The sequence below is a fragment of the Chryseobacterium indologenes genome, from assembly GCF_002025665.1.
Classification (GTDB): domain Bacteria; phylum Bacteroidota; class Bacteroidia; order Flavobacteriales; family Weeksellaceae; genus Chryseobacterium; species Chryseobacterium metallicongregator.
Window position 1 is genome coordinate 2,295,875 of the sequence record NZ_CP018786.1, and the last position, 13,154, is coordinate 2,309,028.

The window sequence follows — 13,154 nt, forward strand, 5'->3', positions numbered from 1 at the left end:
AAAATATATTATCTTAGAATCTCAAAGTGGCTGCAACAGACCAGGTTCTTCCAAAACCAAGGAATCCTGTATTGCCGTCTGCAACACCCTGATAAACTCTGCCAGCTTCCTGATACGTTTTTCCGGCATCGGGACCATTGGCAATTTTATCTCCTGCGAAGATATTGGAGCTCAATTCGGAAATATAATATTTGTTAAATAAGTTATATACGTTAGCTCTCAATGTTAAAGATTTTTTCGCATCCAATGTAAATTTGTAAGAAGCACCAACATCAAATAAATGATAGCTTGGCAATTTTACAATTCCTTTTTCTCTTGCCGCTTCAGTAAGGAAGTTGATCGGGTTGAACTGAGCATAAAGCTTGTCATAATATTCCCAGTTGGCATCAATACTGAATGCTTTGGTGATATTGTAATCTGCTCCGATGCTTGCTGTTGTTTGAGCAGCATCTCCTACTTTCAGGTCTTTGATATTGATCACTCCTGTAGCTCCTGCTATTTCCTGGTTGGTTTGAACATCCAGAATGTTGAAGTTAGCATTTCCTTTATATTTCCAGTTACCCAATGATACCATTCCTCTTAATCTAAGGTTAGTAAAAGGTCTTGCCTTTGCTTCCAATTCGATTCCTTGGTGTACCTGTCCTACATTCAAAGCATTATAGAAATAAGCATTTCCAAGGCTTAACTGAGAGAATTTTGCAACATCTGCTGCCGTAGCATTGAATGTTCTTGAGATAAATCTGTCATCCCACTGCGTTCTGTAAGCATTGATGTTCACATCTATATAACGCGATTTGAAACCATATCCTAATTCCACAGAGAAGATTCTTTCATTTTTAGCATCATTATAGATATTCTGGTTGGATGGGAATAATGCATTGAATAAAGGCTGTCTTGAAATAACTCCTGTATTGAAAAATACATTATGGTGATCATCTATATTATAGTTGGCACCTCCTTTTACAATATATCCTGTTTTATGATACCATTTTGTCTCCTGATTTCCTGGAGTATACAGCATATAATCCACTCGTTTGTAGTATTGCTCGGAAACAGATCCCTGAACAGAGGCACTTAGCTTTTCAGAACTGTATTCAACCATTCCATAGATACCAGCCCATTTTACCAAACCTTCATTATGGATAGATACTTTCTGAGCATCTTTAAGTTTGGTAAGCGGTTCAGGTTTTACAGTCTGATTGATAAAATATCCTTTTGGCGCATTGGCAGTATTAGGAACATACAATGCATCAGATCCTAACATATCTGTTACAATGTCATACAAAGCTCCTTTGTATGTTTTAAGATCAATTCCTCCGTTGAAAGTCCAGTTATTTTTTTTGTAATTAAGGTCTGCGATTACTCCATACCAGTCATGAGCATTGATACTCTGCTTTCTTACGATCCCATTGGTTCCGTTCAGAGTCGCTACATATTTTCCGTTATAATCACCAGGAGAACCTGCAGGTGCAGTGAAGGTTGATTTCTGGAAGCTATTTCCATTATAATCTGTTACCATACCGCCTCTGTTATAACGGTAAATCATATCCCAGTTGATCGTACCGTCGCCACCTGCGCCATAATTCATGAAGTTCATAGTTTGTCCGGCTGCGTTTTTGATAGAACCGTTAAGTCCGGTACCACCGCCACCGCGTCCCCATGAACCATAAAGAACTGTGGATAGCTTCAGATTGTCATTCATATTCCAATCCCAGTTTAATGAAGCGATAGGCTTGTGGTAGAAGTTCGGTGCTAAATTGAATTGAGAACCATTCAGCATTCCTGTTTGTGGATTGTATCTTCTTCCGTAAGTTTCAAACTGCTGCAGTGTTGCCACATTAGCTCCGGTTGCAGAAGACCTTCTCGTATCGTGTACTTGTGGTGCTCCGGTAGCGATAAAATTGAACGCATGCTTTTCATTAGGCTTAAATCCTGTAGAGAAAAACCATGAGTAACCTTCTCCTTTTGTTCCATTGATGTATCCGTCACCTTGCCAGCGGGAAAGCAATACTGTTGTTCCCCATTTGTTTTTTAATCCTGAAGAGTACATTGCTGATATTCTGGAGTAGTTATCATTTCCAACTTCTCCTTTAATCATTGCTTTCTGCTCAGAATCGGTAGCTTTGGTTACAATATTGATCGTTCCTCCTACAGAAGGGACTACAAATTTGGAAGCTCCCAAACCTCTTTGAATCTGAATATTGCTTGCAATATCAGCTAATCCGGTCCAGTTAGACCAGTAGACTGTACCTCCCTGCATATCATTCACCGGCTGTCCGTTGATGATTACTGCAATGTTAGCCCCGTCAAAACCTCTCATGTTGATTCTGCTGTCTCCGAATCCTCCACCTACTTTGGTAACATAAACGGATGGAGTAGACTTCATAATTTCAGGGAATTCTCTGTTTCCCAGTTTTTCCTGAATTTCTGCAGCCTTAATGTTGGATACTGCAACAGGTGTTTTTCTCTCTTTGGCTGTTTGGGAAAGGTTTCTACCTACCAACATAACCTCATCAATAGATTTAGATTTCTCTAAAGAATCCTTCGTACTCTGCCCATAATAGATGGCGGCCGTAGGTAATACAAGCGCTATAATTAGTCGCTTTTTAAAAGTAATGCTCATGAAATAAACTAGCGTGTTTGATTTTAAGGCTGCAAAGATGGATAATTATTTTTGAATTAAGTATTAAATCTTCCCGAAGTGATATGCTATTGTATGCATATAATGCATTATTACTCGTTTTTTTGGATGTATTAATTATTTCAGATATTTAATTTACAATTTGTTATAAAAGTGAATTATACTATAATTGGCTTGTTTTTAACGAAAAAAAATAATTATGTAACTCATGTGAAAAATCCACCCATGTGTACTTTTTTATAATGATCTTCCGTGGATGATTTATTATGTATCATTATTAATATATTTGTAGATATTATTTGTATCAATTTTATTTGCTTAAATACCATAAGCTTTTCTCTTATTTAAAAAATAAAAATATGACTCAGCTCAGCTTGTTCGACACAGAAGATTTATATGAATTTCCAAAAGACCTTTTGGAATACAGAGAACATTTCCTGAGTCGGGACGAAGCGGACCAACTTAAAAATCATCTGCTTGAAACCGCTCCCTGGAAACAACGAACCCAGAAAATGTATGATAAAATGGTTTTGACCCCTCGTTTAACAGCCTGGTATGGTGATCCGAAAACGGATTATCCTTTAGGAAATGGTGAAGTGGATAATAACGTCTGGACTCCCGAATTATTTTCTTTAAAACAAAGGATAGAAGATATATTTGGTTATCAGTTCAATTCCGTATTGCTTAATCTTTACAGGGATCATAATGATTCGGTTGCCTGGCATCAGGATAAGGAAAGCAGATACGGGAAACGTCCTGTGATTGCATCTTTAAGTTTAGGGCAGACCAGAAATTTTGATTTCAGGAAAAAAGATCATCATCAAAGTAAATACAGCCTACCACTTCCTCATGGATCATTATTGATTATGAAAGGTGATCTTCAGGAAAACTGGGAACACAGGATTGCTAAGTCTGCAACCTCTATGAAGGAGCGTATTAATCTTACATTCCGGCTGATTCGATAATTGTAAAATGTTTATTCATAATATTTTATGATAATAAATGATTTGCTGAAAATGTTATTTGGCCGATAAATTGTTGCTATTATAAAGAAGTCCTCATAGATTTCACTCATATCACCACTTAAAATTTATTATTATGAAAAATTTTGTAGTAACAATTTTTGCAGTAGCTGCTTTGGCAGGCTGTAAAAAAAATGACCAAACACCGTCCAGCCAATCCACGCAAAGTACAACCATGTCTCCTTCCGCTGAATCTGGAATGACGGTGAGCGATTCTATTAAAACTTCAACCTCCACAGACCAGAAAACTTCTCTAAGTGATCAGGACAAAAAGTTTGCAGATGCAGCGGCAATAGGAGGGCTGATGGAAGTTATGATGGGAAAATTAGCAGAAACAAATGCTGAAAATCCTGTTGTAAAATCTCTGGGATCCATGATGGTAACGGATCATACCAAAGTGAATGATGAACTTAAAAGCTGGGCTTCTAATAATAGCTATACACTTCCCACAGGTTTGGAGGCAGATAAGCAGAAGATGTATAATGATCTGAAAGCTAAGAAAGGAAAAGACTTTGACAAAAAATATACAGATCTTATGGTGAGTGATCATAAAGAAGATATAGAAGTATTCAAAAAAGAAGCATCAAAGGGAACAGAAACTTCATTAAAATCTTTTGCTTCTAAGACACTTCCCACACTTGAACATCATTTAAAAGAATCCGAAAAGGCGAAAAATGCGGTCAGATAATCTAGGGTTAATATGACTTGCATCATAAGACAAACAGAATGTATTTGATACTTTTGAATGATTAAATATTATTTTGTTCTTGATTATTACGCTCCTCTTTTTAAGGGGAGTTTTTTATTCTTCTTTCTTTTTGTATTCTTCAATTTTCTTAAACTGCCGATAAGAATCTTTCAGATTACGAAGCTGCTCTGAGACGGTTTTAATCCCTTTTTCACTAAGATCTCCACTGTCCATAGCATTTTGATATGCTTCTATAGCTGCTTTTTCCCCAAACACTACATTTCCTAATGTAGATTCTACCAAATTACCCATGGTGAAAGAATTTTTAATATCAATCCATGTCCTGTGAATGGCTCCTGCAATGGAAGTTGAATTTTCCGGATTACCCTGTCTTTCTGTAATGAGGTTTATAAGTTCATTCTTCATGATTTTCGATTGTGAAATCATATGATCATACTCATCCTTTACATCAGGATACATTTCCCAGACTTTCCCTTCTACTTTTTCGAAGCCTTCCATTCTGTCATTTGTAATGTGAAGTAAGTCATTAAGTACTGAGATTTCTTTCTGATTGTCCATAATATAAATTTTTAAATTAAACATAATGATCTACTAAATTATAATTTAACACTCAGATCTTTTATAATCCTGATCATATACGTTAAAAAGTTAGTCTGATGTATTTCTTTTTCCACAAAAAAGCTGCACCTTTGCCCCAACAATGGGGTGCTACAGATAACAGTGGCTGAGATGATACCCAGGAATGTACTTCCACACCTGATCCGGACAATGCCGGCGTAGGGATTGCTTACTTATCATCTCATCATTTGATTTCTAAAAATTAATATGATGCAGGACATTTTAAAACAAATTACCTTACCGGAATGGTTCGGAGTCTTATTTTCAGTGATTCAGGTTTTACTGGCCCGTAAAAACAATGTCAACAACTATCTTTTCGGAATTGCAGGTATTCTGCTTACGCTGTACGTAATGCTTACATCAAAGCTTTATGCTGAATTTACCTTAAATCTTTATTACCTGATTATGAGCATCTACGGATGGTTGTACTGGAAATTCGGGAAACAGAAATCCGAAATGGAAATCTCCGTTACCACCACCAATGAAAAATGGATTACCGGAGGAATTGTTTTGGGAACTTTTATCTTATTCTGGTCTTTTCTCACTCATTTTACCGATTCGGATGTTCCTGTTTGGGATTCTCTGGTAAGTGCTTTTGCCTGGGCAGGAATGTGGCTGATGGCAAGACGGAAAATTGAAAACTGGGTGATCCTCAATATCAGTAATATTATTTCCATTCCTTTAATGATTCATAAGGAATTATATCTCTATGCTGTTTTAACATCATTCTTATTTTTAGTGGCAATCTCCGGTTATATAGAATGGCAAAAAATTATTAAATCCAAAGCTCATGCTCAGTAATAAAGAGATCAGAAAAGAACTTCAGGGAGCTTCTGTAATTTCTGATAAAGTGATGCTGCATATTCACGATGAAGGATTGCTTAAAATCTGGGTTCCCCAAAAATATGGTGGACTCGGTTATCGTTTTGAAGAAGGGCTTAAAGCATTATTTGGCTGGGCGCAAACCGATGGAAGCTTTGGCTGGATGCTGACACTTTGTGCCGGAGCCAACTATTTTTCCAGAAACGTCAAACCTGAAGTTGCCCAATTTCTCTTCACCCATACCAAAACCTGTTTTGGCGGAAGCGGAATGGTTGGTGGTACCGCAGAAAAGCAGGATGATAATACCTATCTGATCAACGGTTCATGGAATTTTGCAACAGGAGCACCTCATCTGACCCATTTTACACTCAATGCCAAAATTACAGAAAACGGGAAACCTATAACGGATAAAGACGGGAATGAGACTATTCAATCATTCATCATTCCGAAAGAACATGCTGAAATTATCCCCAACTGGAAATCCATGGGAATGAAAGCCAGCGGTACCTATTCTTTCACTATTGAAAATGTTCTGGTGAGTGAAGATTACAGTTTTGTGTACGATCAGTTTTTCACCAATGATACTTTGGACAGTATTCCGTTTCGGATTTTTGCGGATTTGACGCTCTTGGTCAATTATTTGGGAATGGCCTCTCATTTTATTGAAGAAGCAGAAAATATTCGTCCTGAAATCAATTTCAAAATTTTTGCAGAATCCGTTGAAAAGCATTTGGGAAAAGTTTTAAATATAGCCAGAGAAGTAGAAAATATACTCGGTGATCACAAAGGAATTTCAGAAGATAAAGAACATGAGATTCATCAATATGGAGTAGAACTGGTTCAAAAATTGTCCCATCAGATCCTTACCGTTTATACACAGCTGGGAATCCGGGCTACGGATACCCATTCGGCAGTATATCAGGTATTCTGCGACTATTTTACAGCAGCAATGCATTCCAATTTCAGACCTTCTGCGGATGATGTAAACTTTTCTTTCTGAGAAATAATCAGAAAATACTTCTTTGAAAATCCGGCGATGGATGAATGCTAAGAATTTAAACTTAATATATATTTAATATGATTGCCATAGCTTTTAGATACTTTTGTATCACCAGTTTTGAGTTCAAAGACGTATTAAAGAATGGATCATTTTAAAGAAATATATTCCGGTTACAAGCACAGGGTGTATTTTTTTGTGGCCAAATACCTTTCGGAAGAAGAAGATATTGAAGAAATTGTACAGGACATTTTTATGCATGTCTGGAAATATCTGTCCAAAGCCCATTCTCCATCAGAAATCGAAGCGCTTATTTTTAAATCTGCCAAACAGGAAGTCTCCAATTTCTACCGTAAAAGAAAAATGATTTTCGTTCCTCTAGAAAGTTCCCCTGAAAGTCAGGATGAAGAAAGCTCAGAAATTGAAAAACAAATACAGCAGGAAGACCAGCTCAAAAAGATAGAAAGTCTTCTGGAGCAGGTTCCCGAAAAAAGCCGTGAGTTTTTCATCAAAAATAAAATCCAGAATCTCAGTCTGTTTACCATCGCTCAGGAAAATGATATTTCTAAAACGGCTGTTGAAAAACATGTGAATAAGGTGTTGAAGTTTCTGAGAGCGAATTTGAATTTTTTCTTTTAGATGATACTTTTACTATTCCAATTTACTTCATCATTTAATTTCTTTAAATTAGTTAGGCTTGAGTTAACTTTAACCCAACATCACCCAATATGAACAAATCGTTAAATCAAAAAAATATAGGTTGACGATTCTGCACTTCCTGCGTATTCTCTAATAAAGATCAAATAGGAGCGTATGGATTTCGAAAATCAATGGAAATCAGTCAAAGAAGAAAACAGGAAAATGAAGGATTCGGCAGATCAGCGAATCTGGAACGGACTTGAAAATAAAATCAGATCCAGATACAAGACAAAAAGGTTTTTGTGGGCTGCGGCTGTTCTTTTACCTTTATTTACCGTGATGACTCTGTTCTTTACTGAAAATACTCTAAGCTCTTCATCTCATCAGCAAATGGTTTTCAGAACGGAAACGATGCAAAAGGAATTCACCTTGCCGGACGGAAGTATTATTACCCTGCAACCAGAAAGTGAATTGATGCTGACAGAAAATTTCGGTAAGAAAACCAGAAATATTTCTTTTAAAGGAAAGGCATTCTTCAGTGTTGCTAAAAATAAAGCGTTGCCCTTTATCATTGATGCCAATGGGTTTAGAGTAAAAGTATTGGGGACAAAATTCCTGCTTGATCAAAGATCCGAAGATAAAAAAGTCTATCTGAAAGAAGGAAAAGTGAAAATTGATTATAAAGGTCACACCACTTATCTTTTGCCTAAAGAAACATGGCTGGCAGACAAAGACGGAAATGAAAAACATTTCTATGATCAGGATGTCGTAAGGACATTTGATTTTAATGAAATGAAATTCGGGCAGGCCATTTCACAGTTGGAGAAGACGTACAATATCTCGATAAGCTACCCTCAGCAGTATAGAGAAAACGTTATTGATGGAGATATCACCGGAGACCTTAATAAAGTTATTAAAACCATAGGATTTCCATTTAGTTTAAATACACGAAAAGAATCAGATTATCATATCATTTTAGAAAAATAATGCACCAGTAATTGGGGTTACCGATGCATTGAATATAAATCAGTCAAATAACAACTAATTTCAGCAAAGCTATGAAAAAAACAACAATTAGCATGATGTTGTTGGGTCTTTTGTGCGCGCCACAGTTTACCTACGCAGAGGCTAACAAATGTTTTCAACAGTCCGTTATTCAGCGGAAAACGCCTTTGATTAAAATTTTTGAAAAACTTTCAAAAGAACATGGCGTAAAATTCTTCTATTCGGTTTCAGACCTTAAGGATATTCAGGTGGATGAATCTCAGGTTAACTATCAGTCATTATCATCGTCTTTAGACTATCTGAGGAAAAATATTGGTCTGGATTTTAATGTAGATCAGAAAACAGTCACCGTTCGTCTCAATGCAAGAGCAATTGCAAAAATTCAGAGGAATAATGCGCAACAGTCTGCGGAATATTTAAATCCGATAAAAGACACGGTAACATCCAGAGAAAAAAATATTGATGAGGTTGTTTTGGTAGGGTATGGAAAACAGAGTAAGAAAAACAATTCCGGCTCTATTTCTTCTATTGACGAGAAACAGATGAAAGGCGTTGCCTCCAGCAATTTCGGGGATATTATTGCCGGAAAAGCTACCGGAGTTCAGATTACCCAGGCTAATGCAACGCCGGGAGGTTCACCCTCTATCAGAGTAAGAGGGATTGGAACATTAACAGCGGGTTCGAATCCCTTGATCGTTGTTGACGGACTTCCTCTCACCGAAGGTTCCAATCTGAATGCTATTGATCCTAATTCCATTGCAAAAATTGATATCTTAAAAGATGCCGCCTCCGCAGCCATTTATGGTTCCAGAGGAGCCAATGGAGTGATTATCATTGAAACAAAACAAGGGAAAAAAGGCAGAATGGCTGTTTCTTTTGATTCCTATTACGGAATGCAGATGAGAAGCGATAATGTAAAATTGGTGAATGCTTACGATATGGCCACTTTTCTGAAAGAAGCCAGAGATAACAACTATCTTTCCAAGGGCAGCAACAGAAGTATTTCTGATGATAATGCTACAAGAATAAGTAAAGGAGCATCTTTACGTGAGCTAATCCCTGATTATCTAGCCCCTTATCTGGCAAAGCAGCCAGGGCTCACCGATACCGACTGGCTGAATACTGTAATGAAACCTGCACCCATCAGCCAGACTTCATTAAATATTACCGGAGGAAGCGATAAAAACAAATATGCTTTTACCATGAGCTATTTTAACCAGAAAGGATTGGTGATCGGGACAGACTATGAAAAATTTTCTACCAGCGTTAATCTTTCCACAGAACTTACGGATAAATGGAAAATAGGAGTAACAATGACACCGTCTTATGCAACGGGTACCATCAATGCAGCAGAAAATTCGAGAAGTTATAATCCACTGCAGATGGCTACTGCAATGTATCCTTTCTTTAAACCTTATAATGATGACGGAAGTTTGGCCATTTCCCAACAAATCTTGGGAAATACAGCAACTGACGGTGCTTTGGTAGAGAATCCCGTTGCGATTCAGGAAATGACGAACAGAAAATATACTTTATTTAAAACATTCGGAAATATTTTTACTGAGCTTGAGCTGTTGAAAGGATTGAAATACAGACTTTCAGTAGGCGGCGATTACACCAATTACGAATATAATTTCTTCGATCCTTCCACAGTAGGAGCCTACAGAGCGGCCGCTCCGGATGTTACTTTTGCGAACAGAACAGAATATATCCGTAAAAATTATCTGATTGAAAACCTGCTTTCATTTGATAAAAAATGGGGTGAGCATAGAATAGATGCCATTGCCGGACAGTCTTTTCAGCAGGAAGATAATACTCAGCTTTTAACCGAAGCTACAGCATTTCCAGACAACAGCATCCGGAATATTGCAGGCGGAACTTCATTTAAAAATACGCTGACACAATACAAATGGAGGCTGATGTCTTATTTTACCAGAGTTAATTACACCTTTGATAATAAATATAATCTGATGGCTTCTTATCGTAGAGACGGCTCTTCACGTTTCGGGAAGAATTCCAAATGGGGAGATTTCTATGCATTTTCTGCAGGCTGGACGATCAGTAATGAAAATTTCTTTCCTGAAAATACTATTGTAACGGATTTAAAGCTAAGATACAGCCTGGGAAGCAACGGAAATAATCAGATTCCTAATTTCGGGGCACTTTCGCTGATGAATCCTGATAATTATAATTTTGGCGGCGTTCTAACACCAGGGTATACAACGGCAACGGCTCCCAACCCTAATATTTCCTGGGAAAAGTCCAGATCAAACAACTTCGGAATTGATTTCTCTCTGTTTAAAAATATCCTGAATATTTCTGCCGATTATTATATTCTGAACAGAGACGGTTTGTTACTCGATGTTCCCGTTCCACAGCAGTCTGGTTTCAGTACATCGCTTCAAAATATAGGGAAGATCAAAAACTCTGGTTTTGAATTACAGATTGCTTCGAAAACTTTCAATATTGCCAACGATTTTACCTATTCGGGAAGCTTTAATTTTTCCACCAATAAAAATGAAGTTTTGGCCTTGGCAAACGGACAGAATCAGATTATCACGGGTGAAAATAATTTCTCTGTTACAAAGGTAGGTGGCTCTATTGGTGAAATGTATGGGTACAACATTGTCGGAATTTATAAAACTCAGGATGAGATCAACAATTCACCACACATTACCGGAACAATGGTTGGAGATTATATTATGGAAGACCTCAATGGTGATGGGAAGATAGATGTCAATGATAAAAGAAGTTTCGGAAGCGGTGTTCCCAAATATATTCTGGGTTTCAATAATAATTTCAGATACGGACTTTTTGAATTAAGCTTCTCATTATACAGCGAAATAGGGAAGAGAATTTATAATGCAGATGCTGTCACTACCTTAGAATCAGGAGAAGGTTTCGGAATGGCCTCGCAGTATTATTTTGACAACCGCTATAATGCAGTAAGCAATCCCAATGGGTTTTTCGGAATGCCGAATATGAACTTTTCCAACAACAGAAAAGAAGCCAGAACCTCAAATCTCTACTTTAAAAATGCAGATTATGTAAGACTGAGATCACTTCGTCTGGCTTTCAATTTCCCAAAATCAATGCTTGGAAATATCGGGTTGGAAAACGCACAGATCTATCTGGTAGGAAACAATCTTTTCACGCTGTCAAAATATAAAGGAATGAATATCGATGCCACTTCAGACAATGTTCTTACCCAGGGCTTTGATCAGGCTTATTATCCGGTAGCTAAAATATATTCTGTAGGCTTTAACCTTAAATTTTAAAATCATGAAAAAAATATTCTTTACAATATTCAGTCTTTCTGTGATGTTTTCTTGTTCGTCTGATCTTTTGGATGTAAATCCTGAAGCCCAGAAAGTTTCCTCACAATTCTATACCAATGCTTCTGAAATTGAGCAGGGAATTGTTTCAGTCTACGGAGCCCTTCAGTACACCGGACAGTATCAACTGGCAATGCCTGCACTGGGAGAATTGCCTTCTGACAACACCTATGATGAGGTTCCAGCCAATGATTCTTTTACGTATGGAGAACTGGATTTTTTCACTATTCAACCTAATAACAGCCTTATTGCAAGTACCTGGAAGGACAATTATGTCGGAATTCAGCAGGCGAATATTATTCTGACAAGGATTGGAAAAATCCCGGATATGACTGATGCCCTGAAAAATACGAGAACCGGAGAAATGAAGTTTCTGAGAGCGCTGATGTATTTTAATCTGGTAAGAATTTATGGTGATGTTCCATTGGTATTAAAAGAAACCACGAATGTTAACGATTACTTTGGGCAGCCAAGAACACCTGTCGCAGAAGTATATTCAGCGATAGAAAAGGATCTGAAAGAAGCGATTGATCTTTTACCAACCACCACAACGCAAAAGGGTAGAGTAACCAAAGGAGCAGCTTTGGGAATTTTGGGTAAAGTGCTTCTTACACAGAACAAGTTTGCAGAATCACTGACCTATTTGAGTCAGATTGAATCTTTAGGCTATCAACTTCTGACCGATGTCAGTAAAATTTTTGATGTCACCAATAAAAATAATGCTGAAATTATTTTTGATGTACAGTTCACCTCCGGATTGAACGGAAATTCGGAAGGAAGTTCGGCATTTCAGATGTTCAGTCCTTCCGGATCAGTTTCAGGAGCGAAAGGCCATAATCTTCCCACCAAAGAAGTATACAATCTTTATTTGGCAGGAGATACAAGGCGGTCTGCCTATATCGGGCTTACGTCAAACGGAATTCCTTTCAGTAAAAAGCTGGTGAAAACGTCCAATACCATTGCCGATGGAGGAAGCAACTTTGTGGTGCTGAGATTAGCTGATGTTTTCCTGATGATGGCGGAATGTTTTACTCAACAGAATGATTTTACCAATGCCAATATATGGCTGAATAAAATTAAAACCAGAGCAGGTATTGCATCTGTAAACCTCTCCACAAAAGAGACATTACTGAATGAAATTGACCGCGAAAGAAGGCTTGAATTTGTAGGAGAAGGACACCGGTGGTTTGATCTTGTGAGGACAGGAAAGGCTATTTCGGTAATGACAGCTCACTTTAATAATAACCCCGGATACAGCACTGCACAAATAAAACCCTATCATCTTCTGATGCCTGTTCCACAAGGACAGATCAATACAGATCCCGCAATTAAACAAAATCCAGGATATTAATTTAAACTTTAAAAT

At 37.4% G+C, this 13,154-nt stretch carries 10 protein-coding genes and 1 riboswitch; of the genes, 8 read left to right on the forward strand and 2 right to left on the reverse strand.

From position 1 onward, the window contains the following. Positions 1-13: 13 nt before the first annotated feature. Entirely contained in the window at positions 14-2,623 is a 2,610-nt protein-coding gene (locus tag BUE84_RS10350; protein WP_079241559.1) for a TonB-dependent receptor, read from the reverse strand. 377 nt (positions 2,624-3,000) lie between these two features. Between BUE84_RS10350 and BUE84_RS10355 the strand changes: the two genes are divergently transcribed. Continuing rightward, positions 3,001-3,606, forward strand: a complete 606-nt coding sequence (locus tag BUE84_RS10355) for an alpha-ketoglutarate-dependent dioxygenase AlkB family protein (protein ID WP_079241560.1) — start codon at positions 3,001-3,003, stop codon at positions 3,604-3,606. Between the two features lie 133 nt (positions 3,607-3,739). After that, the gene (locus BUE84_RS10360) at positions 3,740-4,351 is read left to right on the forward strand and encodes a DUF4142 domain-containing protein (protein ID WP_079241561.1); all 612 of its coding nucleotides are present in this window, start codon (positions 3,740-3,742) and stop codon (positions 4,349-4,351) included. Between the two features lie 114 nt (positions 4,352-4,465). On the opposite strand, the gene BUE84_RS10365 is transcribed toward BUE84_RS10360, so the two are convergent. Beyond that, a complete protein-coding gene (locus tag BUE84_RS10365) occupies positions 4,466-4,930 on the reverse strand; it encodes a PA2169 family four-helix-bundle protein (RefSeq protein WP_079243909.1) in 465 nt (154 codons plus the stop codon). Positions 4,931-5,063: 133 nt separating this feature from the next. After that, positions 5,064-5,172, forward strand: a riboswitch (TPP riboswitch). A gap of 25 nt (positions 5,173-5,197) precedes the next feature. On the opposite strand from BUE84_RS10365, the gene pnuC reads away from it, so the two are divergent. The 6 genes from pnuC to BUE84_RS10395 all read left to right on the forward strand — a co-directional run bounded on the left by pnuC (position 5,198) and on the right by BUE84_RS10395 (position 13,139). Next, positions 5,198-5,791 carry a nicotinamide riboside transporter PnuC gene (pnuC, locus tag BUE84_RS10370; protein WP_079241562.1) on the forward strand — a complete coding sequence of 198 codons (594 nt, stop codon included), beginning with the start codon at positions 5,198-5,200 and terminating at the stop codon, positions 5,789-5,791. After that, positions 5,781-6,812, forward strand: coding sequence for a hypothetical protein (locus tag BUE84_RS10375; protein WP_079241563.1), 1,032 nt, complete (start codon positions 5,781-5,783; stop codon positions 6,810-6,812). Before pnuC ends, BUE84_RS10375 begins: the two co-directional genes overlap by 11 nt. A gap of 141 nt (positions 6,813-6,953) precedes the next feature. After that, positions 6,954-7,448: an RNA polymerase sigma factor gene (locus tag BUE84_RS10380; protein WP_079241564.1), complete on the forward strand. Its 495-nt coding sequence runs from the start codon at positions 6,954-6,956 to the stop codon at positions 7,446-7,448. Positions 7,449-7,622: 174 nt separating this feature from the next. Then, complete coding sequence (locus tag BUE84_RS10385; protein WP_079241565.1) at positions 7,623-8,435, forward strand: FecR family protein; 813 nt, start codon at positions 7,623-7,625, stop codon at positions 8,433-8,435. Between the two features lie 71 nt (positions 8,436-8,506). Then, the gene (locus tag BUE84_RS10390) at positions 8,507-11,731 is read left to right on the forward strand and encodes a SusC/RagA family TonB-linked outer membrane protein (protein WP_079241566.1); all 3,225 of its coding nucleotides are present in this window, start codon (positions 8,507-8,509) and stop codon (positions 11,729-11,731) included. A 4-nt stretch (positions 11,732-11,735) separates the two neighbouring features. After that, positions 11,736-13,139, forward strand: a complete 1,404-nt coding sequence (locus BUE84_RS10395; RefSeq protein WP_079241567.1) for a RagB/SusD family nutrient uptake outer membrane protein — start codon at positions 11,736-11,738, stop codon at positions 13,137-13,139. Positions 13,140-13,154 lie beyond the last annotated feature (15 nt).

Coding starts and splice junctions, on each gene's coding strand:
- BUE84_RS10350 (WP_079241559.1), bottom strand. CDS start 2,623: ATGAGCATTACTTTTAAAAAGCGACTAATTATAGCGCTTGTATTACCT.
- BUE84_RS10365 (WP_079243909.1), bottom strand. CDS start 4,930: ATGGACAATCAGAAAGAAATCTCAGTACTTAATGACTTACTTCACATT.
- BUE84_RS10390 (WP_079241566.1), top strand. CDS start 8,507: ATGAAAAAAACAACAATTAGCATGATGTTGTTGGGTCTTTTGTGCGCG.
- pnuC (WP_079241562.1), top strand. CDS start 5,198: ATGATGCAGGACATTTTAAAACAAATTACCTTACCGGAATGGTTCGGA.
- BUE84_RS10395 (WP_079241567.1), top strand. CDS start 11,736: ATGAAAAAAATATTCTTTACAATATTCAGTCTTTCTGTGATGTTTTCT.
- BUE84_RS10380 (WP_079241564.1), top strand. CDS start 6,954: ATGGATCATTTTAAAGAAATATATTCCGGTTACAAGCACAGGGTGTAT.
- BUE84_RS10355 (WP_079241560.1), top strand. CDS start 3,001: ATGACTCAGCTCAGCTTGTTCGACACAGAAGATTTATATGAATTTCCA.
- BUE84_RS10385 (WP_079241565.1), top strand. CDS start 7,623: ATGGATTTCGAAAATCAATGGAAATCAGTCAAAGAAGAAAACAGGAAA.
- BUE84_RS10360 (WP_079241561.1), top strand. CDS start 3,740: ATGAAAAATTTTGTAGTAACAATTTTTGCAGTAGCTGCTTTGGCAGGC.
- BUE84_RS10375 (WP_079241563.1), top strand. CDS start 5,781: ATGCTCAGTAATAAAGAGATCAGAAAAGAACTTCAGGGAGCTTCTGTA.